Origin of the sequence: Micromonospora sp. CA-248089 (assembly GCF_050948515.1) — a bacterium.
Classification (GTDB): Bacteria; Actinomycetota; Actinomycetes; order Mycobacteriales; family Micromonosporaceae; genus Micromonospora.
The window spans coordinates 6224698-6245041 of sequence record NZ_CP192016.1 but is presented as its reverse complement, the minus strand read 5'-3'; the positions used below and the strand labels follow the sequence as shown (position 1 = coordinate 6245041).

Sequence of the window (20344 nt, the reverse complement as noted above, 5' to 3'; positions counted from 1 at the left end):
CGTGGTGCAGGCGGCGAACCCAAGTATCCGCCCCAACCGTAACGGCTGGTCGTTTTGGGTGGTCACCGAGACAGGGAAGATTCTGCAGATGATCCGCCGGGGACGATGAAGTTGCCCAAGTTGCCCTGGCGCCGCCGCTTGGTACGGCTATAGATCTCGACGAACGCGGGACGACAAGACTTGGGGAGAGTGGGGGCCTTGGCGAAGCCCACAGGCGCTAAGTCGGCGACGAGGACCTGGGTTTGCTATCAGCGGGAACTAATGGGCCCTCCAGACCAGAACGAGCGGATTCGTGCGCGTGCGGAAGCTGGTGCCTGCGACCGGATGAAGATCTCGCCGCCTCCCCAGTACAGGCAGTCAATGCCGTAGGTGTGGAGGAGTCGGATGTCCGCGGGGGCCGGTGCGGCGGGGAAGAGAGCGGTCAGGCGGTTAATCGGTTGGGTGGTGTGCGCGGCGTAGTCCAGTAGCTGCCCGAGCGCGTCTCGGACGTAAGAGTGACTGGCAGAACGCTTCGCCTCGATGAGGTCGCCGTCCTCGATGCAGTACAGGTCGGTCCATCCGACCGCGAGGCGCAGGCGCATCAGCTCCGGCAGTGTCGCACGGTACTTAGCGACCAGGCGGGCTTCGGCCCGTCGGACGGTCACGGTGGCAGCGCTGCGCTCGTACGTCGTGGTGTCGGTGTGACTCTCCTCCGCGCTGAACAGCTCCTGGTCGCTGCCGAGGGCCTTGATGAGGCGGTCGCCCGCGTGCTCGTGGTTTTCTTCAATGGCCTCGGTGGCAGTCAGACCGAGGCCAGCGATGAGTGCGGCGGCCTGTTCTGGGCGGGGTACTCGGGTCTCCTGGAAGACGTCGCGAGGGCTGTACCCCGCTAGGACTTGGAGGTCGCTGTAGCGCAGGTCGTGGACGCGGCGGAAGTCGACCAGCGTGTAGACGTTGCTCCAGCTTCCGGTGTCTGGCTCCGGTTGCCAGAGTGCATCGGCGAGCGCTGCGTTGCGCAGCTTGCAACCAAGGTAGGCGATGGCCTGGACGCGGTTTTGTCCGGTGAACAGGACCGGATCACCGGGCGCGAGGCGGTCCATCTTGCTGTCGTGGCGTGACAGTGCGCCCCAGAACCGAGCCCGTCCGGCAGGGTGGGCCGCGAGTAGCCGCTGGGTCTCGTCCCTATTCAAAGCCCCGACTACCGGCTGCTCGGTAAAGGAAACTTCCTGCTCGAGCGTGTCCTGAAAGCGCGCCCGGGATGCCGAGTTGCCGTAACAAGGGGCAATCAGTACCAGCGTTTGCCTGGCGGCCGTGGTGAAGGCGCCATGGTTGTCCGACGTGATCGGGTCAGGCATGCGAGGCGACGGGACGGGCACTGCTCCTGAAGGGTTTGCCAACTCTCGCTCCAGCGCCGCAGCATTCGCCGCCTCATGACCTGGTACCGCCACGCGAAGTCGCAGCCGTTTGCTGTTGTTGCCGGCCTTTGTCGCCTCGGCGCTTTGGCCAATCGTGCCCTGGCTGGCGGTGAGCCGTAGACGGACGCGGTCAAGGTCCGGCTGCTCCACAAGGACTACGGGGCCCTCAAGCACTGTCCGGTCAGTCTCGGGCAAGCTTGTCAGCTTCCTGGAGTCGACAACCGCCCTTACCAGGACCGCCTTTCGGTCCCTGAGGCGTTCGAGCAGCAGACGGAGTGCCTTGCGGTAGTCGGGGTTGCGGCTACCCCCGTCGGCAGTTCGTCCGCCGGCGCTTTCCAAGATCACTGATAGGCCGTGGGAGTCGGCCTCCACCGTGTAGTTGGCGTTGAGGATTCGTCCCTCACTATCCGTCAGGTGCACCGCCTCAGGCTTCCACATAGGTGCGACAGACCATCGCTGGTCTCAGTTGCGGTCTCATCCGGTTAGGTGCGAGGACGTTCGCGTGAAGGTCGCCCGGCGTGTTATCCCTGATCCTGAACGCCTACGAGGGCGGCTGAACGGTCGGTCGCAGACCTCGAAAGCGTGTGAGGGTTTACGCCCTCCGCGGGTTCAAATCCCGCCGCCACCGCTCGTGAACAGCGAGAACGCCCGGTCGATCCGCGAGGATCGCACCGGGCGTTCCGCTTGTGCCCCTCGGCAAGCCGGTTGTGTGACGAGGGTCGATGCGCCTATAACTGTTGTCGGCTCCCGCCGGCAGTCGGCGGGCTCTGCACGGGGGACAAATGAAGATCAGATCGGTCCTTGCTGCCGGCGTTCTCGCCGCTGTCCTGTTGGCCTTCGGCTCGCCGGCCCCGGCCCAGGCCGCCGACGTCCTGCAGGTCAACTCTGCCTACAACGACTCGTCGGACGACCTCGGAAGACTGTACGTCTCCGTCACCTCGTCCCAGCCGGTTGCCGAGATCCGCGCGGAACTCGTCGACGAGGAGACCGGGGCGCTGGTCGCGCGCGCCACGGACTTCGTGCTCCACTCGGAGGCTCCGGAGAAGACCGTCTTCCGCACTTCGGCGCCCCTGATTCTCGACGCGCTCGGCGACTACCTCGTGCACGTCGAGGTGACCGACGTTGCGGGCAACCACGTACGGCAGGAGCGTGCCGGGTGGATCCTCTACCGGGTCGTCACCTTCCTGGAGGATGTGACGATCAACCCCACCACCGTCGACTACGACAACCGCCAGGTGGCTGTCCGGGGGGTGCTCAAGGGCCGCTGGCCGGGCACCGGCGAGGTTCGGCCGCTCGCCGACTTCCCGGTCCAGGTCAACAGCAGCTTCGACCCGACTCCGGCCATCACTGCGTCCGACGGCTCATTCGGCAAGACGGTCACCATCTACGCCATCAGCCCGGAAGTCGACATCTCCTACTCCTACTCCCTGGGCCGGCCGTACTTCGAGTACATTCCCCAGCAGATTTTCCCGATCACGATCGATCCGCGGGAGACCCGGATCACGGCAAAGGTGAATCGCACCCGGGTGGCAGCGGGCCAGAGCGTCCGGCTCACCGGACAGCTGTCGTGGCTCACCGCCTCCGGGTGGGCCCCGCATGCCAACCAGGTCCACGACATCTACCTGGACCTGTGCGACGACAACCGCTGTTACGCCACCTACGGTCCGCTCGACACCGACGGCAAGGGCCAGTTCGCAGCAGACGTGGTCCCTCTTCACAGCGGATACTTCATCATCGGCTACTCACCGTCGGACCGGTTCGTGGCCGGCAGTTCGGGTCGGACGAAGGCTGTCACCGTAGTGGCGGCTCAGCGGTAGCGGAGCGCTGTTCGGCCCCTGCCGACTCCTGCCCTATGGTCAGCAGGGGCCGTAGCCCTCGTCGAAGAGGCGGCGGGCCCAGTCCGCGTACCCGGCGATGATCTCGCGGACGGTGAACCCGTCGTGCAGGAACAGGTACGCGCGGTCGCCGTCGCGGGCGAGCAGCCCGGCGAAGCGGTGACTGCCGGGCGGTGCCGGCAGGTCGACGGCGCCCGGGTACGCGGCGCGGACCTCGCCCACCGGCGTGCCGGCGCTGATGCCCTCGGGCGTGCTCATCGGGTCGTCGAGCCAGAGCAGGACGAGCCGGTCGTCGACGAAGATCGGGCTGACCGCACCGTGGCCGACCAGCGCGGGCCCGCACGCCTCCTCGTCGGCGCGCAGCACGCCGCGCCGGGTCAGGTCCGCCTCGGTGTCACCGAACTCCGCGTCGCGCAGGCCGTCCAGGCTGACCACCTGCGTGACGCCGACCGGTTCGACCGGCCACTGTGGATGAACGCCGCTGCCGGCTGCGGACGCGGCAGCAAGCAGTGCGGCAATAAAGCCGAATTGTCGTAGTTTCATGCAATCCCCCAGTCACCAACGGGACCGGGGCGATGAGGTTGCTGCTGCGGGTCGGATTGGCGTAGTTCCCACTCTTCGGCCAGCTCGTCCCAGTAGTCGGCGGACAGTCCGCGTCGGCCGTGCGCCAGCCAGCCGTCCGTGTCGCGTTCCAGGTGCAGGCCCAGCTCGGCGAACGGGTCGATCCACGCGCCCGGCTCCGCGCCCAGCCGGGCCAGCGCGGTGTTGATCGGCCACTCGGTCCGCGGCCGGTCCAGCGCGGCGTCGTACCGCGGGCCCCAGCTCACCTCGCCGCCCAGCCAGACCACCGCCGACTGGTGGCCCAGGCCACCCGCGAACTCCGCTTCCAGGTACGCCACCGGGCCGCTGGTCGACCAGCGGGCCAGCACGTCGGCCAGGGGCGGCGAGAGCACCAGCCGGAACGGGCGCTCGGCGTGCGGCTCGTCGGTGGCGTAGTCCGGCAGGCCGCCGGTCAGTTCCTGCACCAGCTGCGGGGTCATAGGCAGCAGCGCGAAGTCCTGGCGGAGCGCGGCGAGCACCGCGTGGTCGAGGTCGGCGGTCTGCTCGCGAAGCAACTCGACGTCGGCGACCACGGCGCTGAGCTGGTAACTCATCCGGTCCTCTCGGCGTCCACAGGCTGTGGATGGAACATGTGTACGACGGATCGTCGGGTGCCTCGGCGCGCCCGGCGCGTGACGCGGCCGATGCCCAACGTACGGGCGCGGCAGCGCTGCCGCATCATCGCGCCCGATACTTGCTCCGCACGGTTGTCGGATCGGGGCGGCGGCGTTCGTAGCCGGGGTGACGGCAGCCCGGCCGGCGGCCGACGACGGCGAAAGAGGAACCGATGGCGCAGTACCTGATCTCCGTACTCGACGACACGACCGGCTCGGCCACCGAGGCGGAGATGGCCGCGATCGGTGAGTTCAACGAACGGTTGCGAGCCGACGGTCACTGGGTCTTCGCCGGTGGGCTCGCCGCACCGGAGACGGCCACCGTCGTGGATGCGCGGGGTGGAAGTCCGCTGCTCACCGACGGACCCTACGTGGAGACGAAGGAGTACGTCGGCGGGTTCTGGATCATCGAGGCGCCGGATTTCGACGTGGCGCTGCCGCTCGCCGCGCTGGCATCCCAGCGGTGCAACAGGCGGGTCGAGCTGCGGCCGTTCCTGGTCGCGTGACAGACGTCGGCGAGGCGCTCACCCGGGTCCACCGCGAGGAATGGGCCCGGGTGGTGGCCACCATCGCCCGGCGCATAGGCGACCTCGACGTCGCGGAGGAGATGACCGCCGAGGCGTTCGCCGCCGCCGTCGAGCGGTGGTCGGCCGACGGCGTACCGCCGAACCCCGGCGCGTGGCTCACCACCACCGCGTACCGGCGGGCCGTCGACCGGATCCGGCGCGAGAGCCGGCGGGACGACAAGCACCGGGAGGCGCTGATGCTGGCCGACGTGCCGGAACCGCTCGGTGTCATCGACGACGACCGGCTCCGCCTGATCTTCACCTGCTGTCACCCGGCGCTGGCCATGGAGGCGCGGGTGGCGCTGACGCTGCGCCTGGTCGGCGGGCTCACCGTGCCGGAGATCGCCCGCGCGTACCTGGTCCAGGAGCCCGCCATGGGCAGGCGGATCACCCGCGCCAAGACGAAGATCAAGGCAGCTGGGATCCCGTACCGGGTGCCGTCCCGCGAGGACCTGCCGGCCCGGGTCGCCGGCGTGCTCGCCGTCCTCTACCTGATCTTCAACGAGGGCTACCTCGCCTCCGACCCGGGCAAGGAGGCGGTCCGCGCCGACCTGACCGCCGAGGCGATCCGGCTCACCCGGCTGGTCCGTACGCTGCTGCCCGACGACCACGAGGCCGCCGGGCTGCTGGCGCTGATGCTGCTCACCGAGGCCCGCCGCCCCGCCCGGGTCTCCGCGACAGGCGAACTCGTCGTCCTCGCCGAACAGGACCGCAGCGCCTGGGACCGGGAGCTGATCGCCGAGGGACACGCCCTGGTCCGCGCGTGCATCGCCGCCGGACGGCCGCCGGGCCGCTACCAGATCCTCGCCGCGATAAACGCCGTCCACACCGACGCCCGCGACGCGCGGGACACCGACTGGGCGCAGATCGCCGCGCTCTACGACCATCTGGTACGCGTCGACCCGTCGCCGATCGTGCGGCTCAACCGGGCGGTGGCGATCGCCGAGCTGGACGGGCCGCAGGTCGCGCTCGCCGAGGTGGACGTGCTGCCGCTGGAGAGTTACCACGCGTACCACGCGACGCGCGCCGAGTTGTTGCGGCGGATGGGGCGGGGCGGGGAGGCGCGGGCGGCGTACGAGCGGGCGATCGAGCTGGCCGGGAACAGCGCGGAGACGGCGTATCTGAAGCGGCGGCGCGACCAGCTGGGCGGCCGATGAACGCCCGCGTGAACCGGTCAACCGGTGCGGATGAAACCGAGGCACGCATGACGCGGCGCAGCCAGCGCTGCTACCGGCTGAACTCTCAACCTTCGCCTGGTGCCCGGAGGGTGAAGAGCTTGGCTTGAATTCGCTCCTTGCGAGTCTCGAAGGGCCCGGCGGACTGCTGGAGGTCGAGCACGACTTTGTCGTCCGAGTGCCGATAGTCGTCGTAGTAATACGAGTATTGCTTCCCCGGCGTGCTCTCGCCGAGAGGGTCGGCGTAGGCGAGGACGATGTACTTGGACAGCCCCGGGACCGACTTCCGATCGTGGAGTTGATGGACGCACCTCTGGAACTCGCGCAGGTTCTGAGGGCTGGGGCCGCCCTTGAAGCCGGACGAACCGCCTGTGTAGGGATCAAACCGTTGCGGGTGCACGTAGAACTTGAACTCGACGAACGCCTTCTCCTCGCCGCGATGCAGGACGAGGTCGATCCGTTCGCACTCCACGAACTGCTGCACGCCTTCGTCGACGTCATGCAGCTGCCGGCAGAAGAAGTGGCGAAAGACCGACTCGTTCCAGCTGGCCAGCGGCGCTCGTCGGAGCTCACCGGGCATGAACTCGATGGTGCGGAGGAAGGTTGATCGGACAACCGCATCCAGGCTCTGCCCCATCGACGGAACGTATCAGCCCGGCGGCTGGAAACGTTGAGGACAGAACGGCGAGCCGGTGGCCGCGGAGACGACGAAGGGCCGGTCCCCGATGGGGCCGGCCCTCGCGTTCGTGCTGCTCAAGAGAGCGGAGGATACGAGATTCGAACTCGTGAGGGTGTAAACCCAACACGCTTTCCAAGCGTGCGCCCTAGGCCTCTAGGCGAATCCTCCGCGAGCCAGGATACAGGTCTCCCGACGGCGGGCCACCCCACCCTCCCGGAAGATCCACAACCCTTCGGGTAGGCTTGGCGTCACCTCCCGTGCGGCGGTACCTCGTGAACCTCCCCAGGGCCGGAAGGCAGCAAGGATAAGCGAGCTCTGCCGGGTGCACGGGAGGCCTTTCTGTCTCCCGGGCCGGGTAACGTCGCTGCGGGTCGGGTCACGGGGTGGTGGGTGGTCACCCGGGGCCGACCGGCGCAGAATGGCTCGGTCGAGAGGAGGCGGGACGGGTGGCACTGGCCCTTTACCGCAAGTACCGGCCGCGGACGTTCGCCGAGATGATCGGCCAGGAGCAGGTCACCGAGCCGCTGTCGCAGGCGCTGCGCAGCGGGCGGCTCAACCACGCCTACCTCTTCTCCGGTCCGCGGGGCTGCGGCAAGACCTCCAGCGCCCGGATCCTGGCCCGCTCCCTCAACTGTGAGCAGGGCCCCACCCCCGAGCCGTGTGGGCAGTGCGACTCGTGCCGCGGCCTGGCTCCCGACGGCGGCGGCTCGATCGACGTCATCGAGATCGACGCGGCCAGCCACGGTGGTGTCGACGACGCCCGTGAGCTGCGCGAGAAGGCGTTCTTCGCCCCGGCCCGCAGCCGCTTCAAGATCTACATCATCGACGAGGCGCACATGGTCTCGTCGGCCGGCTTCAACGCCCTGCTCAAGCTGGTCGAGGAGCCCCCGGAGTACGTCAAGTTCATCTTCGCCACCACCGAACCGGAGAAGGTCCTCGGCACTATCAAGTCGCGGACCCACCACTACCCGTTCCGGCTGTTCCCGCCGAAGGTGGTCCGCCCCTACCTCGAGCAGCTCTGCGAGGCGGAAGGCGTCAAGGTCGAGCCGGCGGTCTTCCCGCTGGTGGTTCGCGCCGGCGGGGGCAGCATGCGCGACAGCCTCTCCGTACTCGACCAGCTCATCGCGGGCGCCGGCCCGGAAGGCGTCGACTACGGCCGGGCCGCCGCGCTGCTCGGCGTCACCGACGCCGCGCTGATCGACGAGATGTGCGACGCGCTCGCCGCCGGTGACGGCGCCGCCGCGTACGCCACCGTCGACCGGGTCGCCGAGGCCGGGCACGACTCGCGCCGGTTCGCCTCCGACCTGCTGGAACGCCTCCGCGACCTGATCGTCCTGCAGCAGGTGCCGGACGCTGCCGCCCGGGGCCTCATCGACGGGCCGGCCGACCAGATCGAGCGGATGGCCGCCCAGGCCCAGCGCCTCGGCCCGGCCACGCTGTCGCGCTGCGCCGACATCGTGCACAACGGCCTGGTCGAGATGCGCGGCACCACAGCGCCCCGGCTGCTGCTGGAGCTGATCTGCGCGCGCATGCTCCTGCCCGGCGCGGACGACTCCTCGGCCGGCCTGCTCCAGCGCCTGGAGCGGATGGAGCGCCGGCTGACGCTGGGCGGCGCCGAGCTGCCGTCGGCCGCCGCCGACTCCGCGCACCCCGACCACACCCCTGGGGTACGCCCGGCGGCTCCCGCCCCGGGCGCGGCTGCCGCCGCGGTCCACCCGGATTCCGCCGGCAGGCCGGCGGCTGCCGGTGCCCCGACCGGGGCCGCCGCCGCACGTGCCGCTGCCGCCGCTGCGGCAGGTGCCCGGAGCGCCACACCCGGCTCCCGTCCGGTCGGCCCCGCCACCGGCACCCGTCCGGCCCCGAACGGTGCGGGCATCGATTCCCGTCCCGCGGCCGGTGCCGTTCCCGAGTCCGGTCCGGCATCTGCCGAGTCCGGCCCGCGTCCCACCCCGGTGGCGACCGAGGTGACAGCGGCTGCCGGGGCCCACCCGGCCACGGACGCCGGGTTCGCTGCGCCGGCCGCCGCCGGCTCGACGACGCCCGGTCAGGCGGCCGCCCGACGCCCGGTACCGCCGTCCGCGGTGATGCCCGACCCGGCCACGCCCGAGCCGCCCCGCCCCGGCGCGGCGAATCCCGGCGCGCTCGACGCGGTAGCGGTGCGCCGCGTCTGGCCCGAGGTGGTCGGCAAGGTCAACCGGAGCAACAAGCGGATCGCCGCGCTGATGCGGGACGCGGTGGTACGCGACCTGGACGGCGACACGCTCGTGCTGACCGTGAAGTCGACGGTGCTGGCCAAGATGATGGCCGACCACGCCGCCGTGCTGACCGACGCGCTCTACGAGGAGCTGGGCGGCCGTTGGCAGATCCGCTGCGAGGTGGCCGGCGAGCGCGGTGCGGCCTCGCTCGGTGGCCCGTCCCGCCCGTCCGGGGCGAGCCGTGCCCAGGCCGGCGCCGCGCGGGGCCGCACCCCGTCCGACAGCGCTCCGGGCCGCCCGGCGTCCGACGCCGGGTCCGGTGGGCCGGATTCCGGGGCGGCAGGTGCTGCTCACGGCCGTCCGGACGCTGACGCGGCTGACGCCGGGTACCGCGACGTAGCCGACGCGGGAGCGAGCCGTCCCGGCTCCGACGCCGGTCCGAGCCGTCCCGGCTCCGAGGCGGGATCGGGCCGCCCGGGTTCAGCCCACTCCGGTCCGGGCCGTCCGGATTCCGCTGCCGTCGGGCACCCGGCGTCCGGTGGCGCCCCGGCACAGCCGGTGTCCGGCTCGGGCGGCACCACGGGCAGCCGACCCACTGGCAACCCGGCCGCCGGCAGCCAAGGCGCGGCAAGCCAGGCCGGAGGACCGGCGGGCCGACCCGGCGCGGGTTCGGCCGACGCCTCGCACCGGACGGCGGCGACCGCTGCCGGTGACCAGGCCGGCGAGGAGGACTGGCCGGAGCCGGCCCGACCCGGTGGCGCGGCCACCGCCTCGGCCACCGGTACCGCCTCGACGACCGGCACCGCCTCGGCGGCGAGCACCGGGGGTGCGGAGGACTGGCCGGCGGCGGCCCGTCCGGGCGGGGGCACGGCGACCGCTACCGCGCCTGTCGTCGTACCCAAGCCGGCTGGACCTGCGACGGCGCCTGCCGGTGGGGCGAGGCCGGCGGGGCCGAAGAACAGCGCGATCGCGGCGGCGCGTGCGGCCGCGGCGGCTGCCGCCGCGGGCGGTGGGGCCGGCAAGGGCCGCGCGCGGCGCAGCCGGCGCGAAAGACGGCCGATGCCGAGTGGGCGGGCGAGCCGCCCTACGACCCGGACTTCGACGGCCCGGTGCGGGGCGGGGGCGCGCCCGCGGCGGCGCCCGCCTACGAGGGGTTCGATCCGGGCGACGAGCCGCTCGACGAGGTGATCGACGAGCGGACCGCCCGGCAGTCGAGCGAGGAGCAGGCGGTGCAGCTGCTGCGCGAGACGTTCGGGGCGGAGAAGATCGACGAGGTGGACGCGCGCTGAGCGCGCGTCGACCGCGATTCAGCGGTGCCGTGGCCCGACTAGGCTGGGCGCGGCCGACCAGACGAGTGGAAGAAGGAGCGGTCCGTGCGCCCAGGTGGACAGCCGAACATGCAGCAGATGCTGAAGCAGGCGCAGAAGATGCAGCAGCAGATCGCCAAGGCCCAGGCCGAGCTGGCCGAGGCGGAGCTGACCGGCACCGCCGGCGGGGGCCTGGTCACCGCGACCGTCGCCGGTACCGGTGAGCTGAAGGCGATCAAGATCGACCCGAAGGCGGTCGACCCGGAGGACGTCGAGACGCTCGAGGACCTGGTCGTCGCGGCCGTGCACAACGCCGCCGAGGCGGCCCGCGAGCTGACCGAGAAGAAGATGGGCCCGCTCGCGGGCGGCATGGGCGGCCTCGGCCTGCCCGGGTTCTGAGCCGGCAGATGTACGAGGGTGCCATCCAGGATCTGATCGACGAGCTGGGCCGGTTGCCGGGCGTGGGCCCGAAGAGTGCCCAGCGGATCGCGTTCCACGTGCTGTCGGCGGATCCGGCCGACGTCAACCGGCTGGCCGGCGCGCTGCGCAAGGTGAAGGACCTGGTCCGGTTCTGCACGACCTGCTACAACGTGGCCGAGTCGGAGCAGTGCCGGATCTGCCGCGACCCACGGCGTACCGACGAGGTGCTCTGCGTGGTCGAGGAGCCGAAGGACGTGGTGGCGATCGAGCGGACCGGTGAGTTCCGCGGGCGCTACCACGTGCTCGGCGGCGCGATCAATCCGCTGGAGGGCATCGGCCCGGACAACCTGCGGATCCGTGAGCTGATGACCCGCCTGGGCAGCGGCGAGGTCCGCGAGCTGATCCTCGCCACCGACCCCAACACCGAGGGCGAGGCGACGGCCACCTATCTGGCTCTGATGGTCAAGCCGATGGGGATCGCCGTGACCCGGCTCGCGAGTGGACTGCCGGTCGGCGGCGACCTCGAGTACGCCGACGAGATCACGCTGGGCCGGGCCTTCGAGGGCCGCCGGGCCGTCTGAGTTCTGTCGTACCGCCTCCGGCGGGTGCCCCTCGGGGTGCCCGCCGGACGTGTCTCCGGGCCGGGCCGGGACACCCGTCGATCTGACAGGAGCGTGCGTCCGGGACCGGATCGACGTAATAAATTCGCCCTTCAAACCGACGAAACGTCGGCAGCCCAAGGGATTCTCCTTCGATTCGCATGCCTCGTTGCGGAACAGACACGATTCGATACCAACCCACCCCCCGCCGGTTTCCGGGCCGTCCGCGCGAGGGCTAAGGTCTGCGCACATCGGTGACCCTGTCACCACGTTGTCCGTACCCCCAAGGACGAGGTGAAAGCACCATGCGTGCATCGAGGCCGAAGGTCGCAATCGCGGCCGTCGCGGTCGCGGCCCTCGCGGTTGCAGGCTGCGCCGAGAGCGACCGTGAGAGTGGCTCCGGAGATAGCAAGAAGGACACCCTCGTCTTCGGCGTCGCCGGAGACCCGAAGGTGCTCGACCCCAGCTTCGCCAGCGACGGTGAGTCGCTGCGCGTGGCGCGCCAGGTCTTCGAGACCCTGGTCCGTCCGGAGGAGGGCGGCACCAAGGTGACGCCGGGCCTCGCCGAGTCCTGGACGCCGGACGCGGCGGGCACCACCTGGACGTTCAAGCTCCGCTCGGGAGTCAAGTTCCACGACGGCACCGACTTCAACGCCGAAGCCGTCTGCGCCAACTTCGACCGCTGGTACAACGCCAAGGGCCTCATGCAGAGCCCGGACGTGACCGCCTACTGGCAGGACGTCATGGGCGGGTTCGCCAAGAACGAGGACCCGGAGCTGGGGCCGAGCCTCTTCAAGTCCTGCACCGCCAAGGACGCCACCACTGTGGACCTCGCGTTCACCCGGGTCTCCAGCAAGATCCCGGCCGCGCTGATGCTGCCGTCGTTCTCGATCCAGAGCCCCAAGGCGATGGAGCAGTACGACGCGAGCAACGTGACCGGCACCGCCGAGGACATCAAGTACCCGGCGTACGCGATGGAGCACCCGACCGGCACCGGTCCGTTCAAGTTCAAGTCGTGGGACATCGCGAACAAGACGCTCACCATCGAGCGCAACGACGACTACCACGGCGACAAGGCCAAGCTGAAGACCATCATCTTCAAGACGATCTCGGACGAGAACGCCCGCAAGCAGGCGCTCCGCTCGGGTGACATCCAGGGCTACGACCTGGTCGGCCCGGCGGACGTGGAGCCGCTGAAGAAGGAGGGCTTCAACGTCCTCACCCGGCCCGCCTTCAACATCCTCTACCTGGCGATCAACCAGAAGGGGAACCCGAAGCTTGCCGACCTGAAGGTCCGGCAGGCCATCGCGCACGCGCTGAACCGGCAGGCCCTGGTCGACTCGAAGCTGCCCCCGGGCGCCAAGGTCGCGATGAACTTCTTCCCGGACACCGTCGAGGGCTGGAACGGCGACGTCACCAAGTACGACTACGACCCCGCCAAGGCCAAGGCCCTGCTGGCCGAGGCCGGCGCGTCGAACCTGACGCTGAAGTTCCACTACCCGACCGAGGTCACCCGGCCGTACATGCCGAACCCGAAGGACATCTTCGAGCTGCTCTCGGCGGACCTCAAGGCGGTCGGCATCAACGTCCAGGCCATTCCGCTGAAGTGGAGCCCGGACTACCTCAACGCCACCACCTCCGGCAGCAAGCACGACCTGCACTTCCTCGGCTGGACCGGTGACTACGGCGACGCGTACAACTTCATCGGGACCTTCTTCGACCGCCAGAAGGACGAGTGGGGCTTCAACAACCCCGCGCTCTTCGCGCAGTTCAAGGACGCCGACACCACCGCCGACGCGGCGGCCCGGACGGAGAAGTACAAGGCGCTGAACAAGACGATCATGGACTTCCTGCCGGGTGTGCCGATCTCGCACTCCCCGCCGGCGATCGTGTTCGGCAAGGACGTGACCGGGGTCAAGGCGAGCCCGCTCACCGACGAGCGGTACGCGACCGCAGAGTTCAAGTGATCTGAAGGCACCGTACGCGGGCGGGCGCTGTGACCACAGCGCCCGCCCGCACCCCTCCGCACCCCCTCCGAGGCGCCCGTGTTCCGGTTCATCGTCAGACGCCTGCTACAGCTGATACCCACGCTGTTCGGGCTCTCCGTCCTGCTGTTCATCTGGCTCCGCCGACTTCCCGGCGGGCCCGAGACCGCGATCCTCGGTGAACGGGGCACGCCCGAGTCACGCGCCGCCATCCGGCGCAACCTCGGCCTCGACGAGCCGATCCTGGTCCAGTACGCCCGCTTCCTGCGGCGGATGATCCGGTTCGACCTGGGCACCTCGACCGGTACGAAGCGGGCCGTCACCACGGAGTTCGTGGAGCGGTTCCCCGGCACCGTCGAGCTGACGCTCATGGCCATGATCCTCGCGGTCGGCATCGGCATCCCGCTGGGCTACCTGGCCGCCCGCCGCCGGGGCCGGTTCCTCGACCACGCCTCGGTCGGCGGATCGCTCATCGGCATCTGCATCCCGGTCTTCTTCCTGGCGTACGTGCTCAAGGCGATCTTCGCGGAGAATCTGGGCTGGTTCCCCTCCAGCGGCCGGCAGGACCCGACCATCGGGGCGACCCGGGTCACCAACTTCTTCGTCCTCGACGGGCTCATGACCCGCGAGTGGGACGCCGCCGCCGACGCGCTCTGGCACCTCGTGCTGCCAGGCATCGCGCTCGCCAGCATCCCGCTCGCGATCATCGTCCGGATCACCCGGGCCAGCGTGCTGGAGGTGCTCAACGAGGACTTCGTCCGGACCGCCGAGGCCAAGGGCCTGACCGAGCGGACCGTACGCCGCCGGCACGTGCTGCGTAACGCCATGCTGCCGGTGGCCACCTCGATCGGTCTGCAGACCGGTCTCCTGCTCTCCGGCGCGGTGCTCACCGAGACCGTGTTCGCCTTCAGCGGCATCGGCGCGTTCGTCGCCGAGTCGATCAGCCAGCGTGACTATCCGGTGCTGATGGGCTTCATCATGATCATTGCGGTGGTGTACGTGCTGGTGAATCTCCTGGTCGACCTCTCCTACAGCGTGATCGACCCGAGGGTGAGGGTGCGATGACCATCACCGGAGGAAAGAAGCGCGAGAAGATCGACCGGCTCGCCGAGCTGTCCGCCCGCGAGGACGAGCAGGGGGTGAGCCTCTGGAAGGAGGCGTTCCGCCGCCTGCGGCGCAACCCGGCGGCCATCATCGGCGTGGTCATCCTGGCCGTCTTCGTCCTGGTCGCGGTGATCGGGCCGTTCTTCGTCCCATACAGCCCGACGGACTCCGTCGGCATCCGGGAAGGGCTGGTCAAGTCCGGCCAGGGCATCATCCCGGGCGCCTCCGCCGACCACTGGCTCGGCTTCGACCACCAGGGCCGGGACGAGTTCAGCCGGCTCATCGTCGGCGCGCGGCAGACGCTGCTCGTCGGCGTGGTCTCCACCCTGATCGGTCTCGCGGTCGGCGCGCTGATCGGCGGCGTCGCCGGTGCGGCGGCCGGGCTCGGCGGGCGCTGGGGCCGCTGGATCGACACCACCCTGATGCGCTTCATCGACATGCTGCTGGCCATGCCGAGCCTGCTGCTCGCGGTGAGCATCGCGGCGCTGCTCGGTGCCAGCCTCACCACCGTGATGATCGCCGTCGGTGTGGTGTCCGTGCCGATCTTCGCCCGGCTGCTGCGCGGCTCGATGATCGCGCAGTCGAACAGCGACTACGTGCTGGCGGCGACGGCGCTCGGCGTGAAGCGGTCCAAGATCGCCCTCACCCACGTGGTGCCGAACTCGATCGCGCCGGTCATCGTCCAGGCCACGCTGACGCTGGCCACCGCGATCATCGAGGCGGCTGCGCTGTCCTTCCTCGGCCTCGGCAACCCCGACTCGGCCATCCCGGAGTGGGGCGTCATGCTCGCCGACGCGCAGCCGTACCTGGGCATCCGGCCCGGTCTGGCGATCTACCCGGCGCTCGGCATCATCATCACCGCGCTCGGGTTCACCCTGCTCGGTGAGGCGATGCGCGAGGCCCTCGATCCAAAGCTGCGGAAGTAGGTCAGTCAGTCATGGCACTGCTCGAAGTGGACGACCTCTCCGTCACGTTCGCCCGTCGTGGGCAGCGCACCGTGCACGCGGTGGACGGGGTGTCCTTCTCGGTCGACGCCGGCGAGGTGGTCGGCCTGGTCGGCGAGTCCGGCTGCGGCAAGAGCGTCACGTCGCTGGCCATCATGGGTCTGCTGCCCAAGCAGCCGGGCCTGCGGGTCGGCGGCAAGGCGGTCTTCGACGGCACCGACCTGCTCCAGCTCGACGACCGGGCCCGCCGCGACATCCGCGGCCGGGACGTCGCGATGATCTTCCAGGACCCGCTCTCCTCGCTGAACCCGGTCATCCCGATCGGGCTCCAGGTGACCGAGGTGCTGACCCGGCACCGGGGCATGAAGGGCGAGGCGGCCACCAAGGAGGCGGCCGAGCTGCTCGACCGGGTGGGCATCCCGGACCCGCGCCGCCGGCTCAAGGAGTACCCGCACCAGCTCTCCGGCGGCATGCGGCAGCGGGCGCTGATCGCCATGGCGGTCGCCTGCCAGCCCCGGCTGCTGATCGCCGACGAGCCGACCACCGCGCTCGACGTCACCATCCAGGCGCAGATCCTGGAACTGCTGAAGGACCTGGTCCGGGACTCCGGCACCGCACTCGTCATGATCACCCACGACCTCGGTGTGGTCGCCGGCATGTGCGACACCATCAACGTGCTCTACGCCGGCCGGGTGGTGGAGACGGCCACCCGCCGTCCGCTGTTCCGCCAGCCCCGGCACCCGTACACCGAGGGGTTGCTCGGCTCGGTGCCCCGCCTGGACGCCGGCCGCGGCGAACGGCTCAACCCCATCCCCGGCTCGGTGCGCGACGTGCTGCCCTGGCCGGACGGCTGCGCGTTCGCCCCGCGCTGCGCCCGCCGCGTCGACGCGTGCGTGGGCGAGCCGCCGGAGCTGGTGCTCACCCACGACGCGCGCAGCTACCGCTGCGTCAACCCGGTGCCGGTTCCCGGCCTGACCCCGGAGGCGGACGCCCGGACGACCGCGCCGACGACCACCGAGCCGGGTGCGGTGCCGGCCCAGGCCGAGCCGGCCGACGCGCCCGCCGTGCCCGGCTTCGGACCGGCTCCGCGCGAGGAGGAGACCCCATGAGCGACAACGACATCCTCGTCGAGGTCCGCGACCTGAAGGTGCACTTCCCGATCCGCCGGGGCGTGCTCTTCGACCGGACCGTCGGGCACGTCAAGGCGGTCGACGGGGTCGACCTGAGCATCCCGCGCGGCAAGACGTACGGACTGGTGGGCGAATCGGGCTGCGGCAAGTCCACGCTCGGCCGGGCGCTGCTCCAGCTCAACCCGCCGACCAGCGGAGAGGTGAAGTTCGACGGCGTCGAGCTCACCACGCTGCCGGCCGGCAAGCTGCGCACGATGCGCCGCCGGATGCAGATGATCTTCCAGGACCCGATGTCCAGCCTGGACCCGCGGCAGAACGTCGAGTCGATCCTCACCGAGGGCCTCCAGACCCACGGCATCGGTGCCAACCGGGACGACCGGCGGCGGATCATCGGGGAGACGCTCGACGCGGTGGGGCTGCCCAAGTGGGCGCTGTCCCGCTACCCGCACGAGTTCTCCGGCGGCCAGCGCCAGCGCATCGGCATCGCCCGCGCCCTGGTGCTCGGCCCGGAGCTGATCGTCGCCGACGAGCCCGTCTCCGCGCTGGACGTGTCGATCCAGGCGCAGGTGGTCAACCTGCTCGACGAACTCCAGGACAGCCTCGGCCTGACCTACCTGGTCATCGCGCACGACCTGGCCGTGGTGCGGCACATCTCCGACATCGTCGGCGTGATGTACCTGGGCGCGCTCGTGGAGGAGGCGCCGAGCGACCGGCTCTACACCGAGCCGCTGCACCCGTACACCAGGGCGCTGATGTCGGCGGTGCCGGTGCCGGACCCGGACGTGGAGGACCGGCGCGAGCGCATCCTGCTCGCCGGTGACCTGCCCTCGCCGGCGAACCCGCCGTCCGGTTGCCGGTTCCACACCCGCTGCCCGTGGGCGCAGCCGACCCGCTGCGCCGACGAGCGGCCGGAACTGCGCCAGATCGGCGCCAGCCGGGTGGCCTGCCACTGGGCCGAGCAGATCGCCGCCGGTGAGCTGCGCCCGCACGAGGTGACCGCGAAGATCACCCGGCCGGAGGGTGAGGGCGAGGAGCCCGGCGTGGTCTCCGCGCCCAGCGAGCCCGGCTCGTACGTCTGACACGACGAAGCGCGTCCCCACCCGGCCCGGGTGGGGACGCGCTTTTCGTCTGTCAGCCCTCGGGGCGGTTGAGCAGGCCCACCGCGATCGTGTGCACGGCGTCCAGCGCGGCCGGGTCGGCCAGCGGCGCGGAACCCCCGGTCACCGCGTACCACTCGTCGGCGTCCTTGTACTGCACCCGCAGCGTCACCCGGCCGTCGGCGTGCTCGGTGCGCAGCGTCAGCTCGCCGGTCACCACGCCCACCTCGTCCGTCATGACCCCGCCCGGGCCGGGGACGATGTCGGTGGTCCGCTCTGCCGGTCCGGCCGGCGCTCCGCCGGCCGGAGCACCGGGCACCGCGTCGGCGGTCATACCCGCCCCGGCGACATCGGCGGGCTCCGGCTGCCGGCCGTCCGCCGTCATCCCGGCCGACGCCGGGCCGGCCGACGCGGCCTCCGGGGCCGGTGCGGCGCCTGCCTCCGGGGCCGGTGTGGCGTCCGGCCCGGTCACGGTTTGCTCGCCCATGTGCAGCCCTCCAGCATGTCGGTGAGAGCGGCCTTCTCGGCACTTGTCACAGTCAGCCGCCAGTAGTGCTTCACCGTCACCCAGTCCGCCGCGTACTGACACCAGGACGACCGGTTCGGCGGCTTCCACTGGGACGGATCCTGGTCACCCTTTGCCCGGTTGGACCGCGCCGAAACCGCGATGAGCTGCGGCCGGGTCAGGTCGTTGGCGAAGTCGCCACGCTTCGAGTCGTCCCACTCGGCCGCGCCCGAACGCCACGCGGCGGCCAGCGGGACGGTGTGGTCGATGTCCACGTCCGACGGATCGTTCAGCACCACACCGTCGTAGACGCTCTCCCACCGGCCGCCCACCACGTTGCAGCCGGACAGCTTGATGCCCTCGCCGTCGCGTTGCAGCACGCTGTCGCGGACGTCGCAGTTCTTGCCGGTGCCCCGCCAGTGCGGGAAGCGGGAGCGACTGTAGCCCTTCATCGGCTCGGCGGTGGCCACTGTGAGCTCACCGAGCTGCTTGTTGACGTTCCCGGAGGCGCTCGGCGGCGCCTCCGGCTCGGTGACCGACACGTCGCAGCCGGCCACGCCGAGGGCGAGCACCGCGCTCAGCGCGGCGGCCAGCCCGGCTCGGGCTCCTGATCTCGTACGCACAGACGACACCTCTCCAGCTTGCGTGCTCCGGGCGAGTCCGCACAGTACCCGGCGGCGGTTTCCGCGATTCGTGGCGTCGAGGGTGGGCGGCGGGCAGAGTGGTGAGACGTGACCGCACCCGCTCCCGCGCTGCGTACCGGCTCCGCCGCCGGTCGTGGCACGCTGCTCGCCGCGATCCTCGCCTCCGGCATGGTGTTCCTCGACAGCACAGTCGTGAACGTCGCGTTGCCGCGCCTCGGCGCCGAACTCGACGCCACCGTCGCCGGTCTGCAGTGGACCGTGAACGGCTACCTGCTCATGCTCGCCGCGTTCGTGCTGCTCGGCGGCGCGCTCGGCGACCGGTTCGGCCGGCGGCGCATCTTCCTGCTCGGCGTGGTCTGGTTCGCGGTGGCGTCGGTGCTCTGCGGGCTGGCCCAGGACACCGGCTGGCTCGTCGCCGCCCGCTTCCTCCAGGGGGCGGGCGGGGCGCTGCTCACCCCCGGCTCGCTGTCGGTGCTCCAGGCCAGCTTCCACCCGGACGACAGGGGCCGGGCCATCGGCACCTGGTCCGGGCTGTCCGGCGTGTCCACAGCGCTCGGACCGCTGCTCGGCGGCTGGCTCATCGACACGCTCTCCTGGCGGTGGATCTTCTTCGTCAACCTGCCGCTCGCAGTCGGCGTGGTGCTCGCCGCGCTGCGCTGGGCGCCGGAGAGCCGGGACGAGGAGGCGTCGCGTACCGGGGAGGGGCGTCGGTTCGACGTGGCCGGCGCGTTGCTCGGCGCGCTCGCGCTCGGCGGCGTCACGTACGCGCTGATCGACGCCCCGGCGCAGGGCGCCTCCCCGGCGGTGCTGGCCGCGGCGGTGCTCGGGGTGGTCGCCGTGGTGGTGTTCGTGCTCCTCGAACGGCGGCGCGGCGACACCGCGATGCTGCCCACCGGGCTGTTCTCCAGCCGGCTGTTCTCCGTGCTGAACGTCTTCACAGTGGTCGTGTACGCGGCGCTCGGCGGGTTCACCTTCTTCCTCGCCGTCTACCTGCAGAACGTGGTCGGCTGGTCGGCGCTGCTCACCGGCCTGGCCACAGTGCCGATGACGGTGCTGCTGCTGGTCGGCTCGCCGCGCGCCGGCGCGCTGTCGGCCCGCATCGGTCCCCGGTTGCCGCTCACCGTCGGGCCGGTGATCGCCGCCGTGGGTCTGCTGCTGCTGCGCCGGGTCGGGCCGGGCGCGTCGTACTGGGTGGACGTGCTGCCGGGCGTGGCACTGTTCGGCGCCGGGCTCACGCTCGTGGTCGCGCCGCTGACCACGTCGGTGCTCGGTGCCGTCTCGGACCGGTTCGCCGGGGTGGCGAGCGGCTTCAACAACGCCGCCTCCCGGGCCGGTGGCCTGCTCGCGGTGGCCGCGCTGCCGCTGCTGGTCGGGCTGTCCGGCACCGGGTACGAGCAGAAGGGCGCGCTCGCCGGCGCGTACCGGGGGGCGTTGGCCTGGTGCGCGGGGCTGCTGCTCGCCGGCGCGGTGCTCGCCGCCGTGCTCATCCACCGCCCCCGGCGCGGGCGTTAAGAAGGGCCCCTTCCTATGCGGAATGCGTTAAGAAGGGGC

Annotated in this window: 18 protein-coding genes, 1 tRNA gene and 1 other RNA gene; 13 read left to right on the top strand and 7 right to left on the bottom strand. The window is 70.9% G+C overall.

What is annotated here, in order from left to right:
• Positions 1 to 248: 248 nt before the first annotated feature.
• Positions 249 to 1814 carry a hypothetical protein gene (locus ACQP26_RS29280; RefSeq protein WP_433494516.1) on the bottom strand — a complete coding sequence of 522 codons (1566 nt, stop codon included), beginning with the start codon at positions 1812 to 1814 and terminating at the stop codon, positions 249 to 251.
• A gap of 317 nt (positions 1815 to 2131) precedes the next feature.
• Between ACQP26_RS29280 and ACQP26_RS29275 the strand changes: the two genes are divergently transcribed.
• Positions 2132 to 3211, top strand: a complete 1080-nt coding sequence (locus tag ACQP26_RS29275) for a hypothetical protein (RefSeq protein ID WP_269703559.1) — start codon at positions 2132 to 2134, stop codon at positions 3209 to 3211.
• A gap of 39 nt (positions 3212 to 3250) precedes the next feature.
• Here ACQP26_RS29275 and ACQP26_RS29270 read toward each other — a convergent pair whose 3' ends face one another.
• Complete coding sequence (locus ACQP26_RS29270; protein ID WP_433494515.1) at positions 3251 to 3772, bottom strand: hypothetical protein; 522 nt, start codon at positions 3770 to 3772, stop codon at positions 3251 to 3253.
• The gene (locus ACQP26_RS29265; protein ID WP_433494514.1) at positions 3769 to 4383 is read right to left on the bottom strand and encodes a hypothetical protein; all 615 of its coding nucleotides are present in this window, start codon (positions 4381 to 4383) and stop codon (positions 3769 to 3771) included. The genes ACQP26_RS29270 and ACQP26_RS29265 overlap by 4 nt, the downstream gene beginning before the upstream one ends.
• A 233-nt stretch (positions 4384 to 4616) precedes the next feature.
• Here ACQP26_RS29265 and ACQP26_RS29260 point away from each other — a divergent pair, with 233 nt between their 5' ends.
• Both ACQP26_RS29260 and ACQP26_RS29255 read left to right on the top strand, forming a co-directional pair.
• Positions 4617 to 4949, top strand: coding sequence for a YciI family protein (locus ACQP26_RS29260; RefSeq protein WP_433494513.1), 333 nt, complete (start codon positions 4617 to 4619; stop codon positions 4947 to 4949).
• Positions 4946 to 6166, top strand: coding sequence for an RNA polymerase sigma factor (locus ACQP26_RS29255; protein ID WP_433494512.1), 1221 nt, complete (start codon positions 4946 to 4948; stop codon positions 6164 to 6166). Before ACQP26_RS29260 ends, ACQP26_RS29255 begins: the two co-directional genes overlap by 4 nt.
• 85 nt (positions 6167 to 6251) lie before the next feature.
• Here ACQP26_RS29255 and ACQP26_RS29250 read toward each other — a convergent pair whose 3' ends face one another.
• Entirely contained in the window at positions 6252 to 6821 is a 570-nt protein-coding gene (locus tag ACQP26_RS29250; RefSeq protein WP_269703566.1) for a hypothetical protein, read from the bottom strand.
• A gap of 125 nt (positions 6822 to 6946) precedes the next feature.
• A tRNA-Ser gene (locus ACQP26_RS29245) sits at positions 6947 to 7031 on the bottom strand.
• Between the two features lie 81 nt (positions 7032 to 7112).
• Here ACQP26_RS29245 and ffs point away from each other — a divergent pair.
• The 9 genes from ffs to ACQP26_RS29200 all read left to right on the top strand — a co-directional run bounded on the left by ffs (position 7113) and on the right by ACQP26_RS29200 (position 17626).
• Positions 7113 to 7202, top strand: an RNA gene (ffs, locus tag ACQP26_RS29240) — signal recognition particle sRNA small type.
• Between the two features lie 107 nt (positions 7203 to 7309).
• The gene (locus ACQP26_RS29235) at positions 7310 to 10246 is read left to right on the top strand and encodes a DNA polymerase III subunit gamma and tau (RefSeq protein ID WP_433494511.1); all 2937 of its coding nucleotides are present in this window, start codon (positions 7310 to 7312) and stop codon (positions 10244 to 10246) included.
• Between the two features lie 209 nt (positions 10247 to 10455).
• A complete protein-coding gene (locus tag ACQP26_RS29230) occupies positions 10456 to 10764 on the top strand; it encodes a YbaB/EbfC family nucleoid-associated protein (protein ID WP_064446817.1) in 309 nt (102 codons plus the stop codon).
• Between the two features lie 8 nt (positions 10765 to 10772).
• Positions 10773 to 11366, top strand: a complete 594-nt coding sequence (gene recR, locus ACQP26_RS29225; protein WP_269703570.1) for a recombination mediator RecR — start codon at positions 10773 to 10775, stop codon at positions 11364 to 11366.
• A gap of 323 nt (positions 11367 to 11689) precedes the next feature.
• Positions 11690 to 13351, top strand: coding sequence for an ABC transporter substrate-binding protein (locus tag ACQP26_RS29220; protein ID WP_269703572.1), 1662 nt, complete (start codon positions 11690 to 11692; stop codon positions 13349 to 13351).
• 78 nt (positions 13352 to 13429) lie between these two features.
• On the top strand, positions 13430 to 14434 hold the full coding sequence (locus ACQP26_RS29215) for an ABC transporter permease (RefSeq protein WP_269703574.1): 1005 nt from the start codon (positions 13430 to 13432) through the stop codon (positions 14432 to 14434).
• On the top strand, positions 14431 to 15399 hold the full coding sequence (locus tag ACQP26_RS29210; protein WP_269703575.1) for an ABC transporter permease: 969 nt from the start codon (positions 14431 to 14433) through the stop codon (positions 15397 to 15399). The genes ACQP26_RS29215 and ACQP26_RS29210 overlap by 4 nt, the downstream gene beginning before the upstream one ends.
• Positions 15400 to 15410: 11 nt before the next feature.
• Positions 15411 to 16526 carry an ABC transporter ATP-binding protein gene (locus ACQP26_RS29205; protein WP_433494510.1) on the top strand — a complete coding sequence of 372 codons (1116 nt, stop codon included), beginning with the start codon at positions 15411 to 15413 and terminating at the stop codon, positions 16524 to 16526.
• The gene (locus tag ACQP26_RS29200; RefSeq protein ID WP_269703578.1) at positions 16523 to 17626 is read left to right on the top strand and encodes an ABC transporter ATP-binding protein; all 1104 of its coding nucleotides are present in this window, start codon (positions 16523 to 16525) and stop codon (positions 17624 to 17626) included. Before ACQP26_RS29205 ends, ACQP26_RS29200 begins: the two co-directional genes overlap by 4 nt.
• A 52-nt stretch (positions 17627 to 17678) precedes the next feature.
• Here the strand turns inward: ACQP26_RS29200 and ACQP26_RS29195 are convergent, their stop codons facing one another.
• Positions 17679 to 18131, bottom strand: a complete 453-nt coding sequence (locus ACQP26_RS29195) for a hypothetical protein (protein WP_281579536.1) — start codon at positions 18129 to 18131, stop codon at positions 17679 to 17681.
• Positions 18113 to 18772 carry an HNH endonuclease family protein gene (locus tag ACQP26_RS29190; RefSeq protein ID WP_269703580.1) on the bottom strand — a complete coding sequence of 220 codons (660 nt, stop codon included), beginning with the start codon at positions 18770 to 18772 and terminating at the stop codon, positions 18113 to 18115. The genes ACQP26_RS29195 and ACQP26_RS29190 overlap by 19 nt, the downstream gene beginning before the upstream one ends.
• Before the next feature lie 108 nt (positions 18773 to 18880).
• Here ACQP26_RS29190 and ACQP26_RS29185 point away from each other — a divergent pair, with 108 nt between their 5' ends.
• Positions 18881 to 20305: an MFS transporter gene (locus tag ACQP26_RS29185; RefSeq protein WP_433494509.1), complete on the top strand. Its 1425-nt coding sequence runs from the start codon at positions 18881 to 18883 to the stop codon at positions 20303 to 20305.
• The last annotated feature ends 39 nt before the right edge of the window (positions 20306 to 20344 follow it).

Excerpts from the sequence above, each read along its gene's own strand:
- ACQP26_RS29270 (WP_433494515.1), bottom strand. The coding sequence starts at position 3,772 with ATGAAACTACGACAATTCGGCTTTATTGCCGCACTGCTTGCTGCCGCG.
- ACQP26_RS29265 (WP_433494514.1), bottom strand. The coding sequence starts at position 4,383 with ATGAGTTACCAGCTCAGCGCCGTGGTCGCCGACGTCGAGTTGCTTCGC.
- ACQP26_RS29260 (WP_433494513.1), top strand. The coding sequence starts at position 4,617 with ATGGCGCAGTACCTGATCTCCGTACTCGACGACACGACCGGCTCGGCC.
- ACQP26_RS29250 (WP_269703566.1), bottom strand. The coding sequence starts at position 6,821 with ATGGGGCAGAGCCTGGATGCGGTTGTCCGATCAACCTTCCTCCGCACC.
- ACQP26_RS29230 (WP_064446817.1), top strand. The coding sequence starts at position 10,456 with ATGCAGCAGATGCTGAAGCAGGCGCAGAAGATGCAGCAGCAGATCGCC.
- recR (WP_269703570.1), top strand. The coding sequence starts at position 10,773 with ATGTACGAGGGTGCCATCCAGGATCTGATCGACGAGCTGGGCCGGTTG.
- ACQP26_RS29220 (WP_269703572.1), top strand. The coding sequence starts at position 11,690 with ATGCGTGCATCGAGGCCGAAGGTCGCAATCGCGGCCGTCGCGGTCGCG.
- ACQP26_RS29210 (WP_269703575.1), top strand. The coding sequence starts at position 14,431 with ATGACCATCACCGGAGGAAAGAAGCGCGAGAAGATCGACCGGCTCGCC.
- ACQP26_RS29205 (WP_433494510.1), top strand. The coding sequence starts at position 15,411 with ATGGCACTGCTCGAAGTGGACGACCTCTCCGTCACGTTCGCCCGTCGT.
- ACQP26_RS29200 (WP_269703578.1), top strand. The coding sequence starts at position 16,523 with ATGAGCGACAACGACATCCTCGTCGAGGTCCGCGACCTGAAGGTGCAC.
- ACQP26_RS29195 (WP_281579536.1), bottom strand. The coding sequence starts at position 18,131 with ATGGGCGAGCAAACCGTGACCGGGCCGGACGCCACACCGGCCCCGGAG.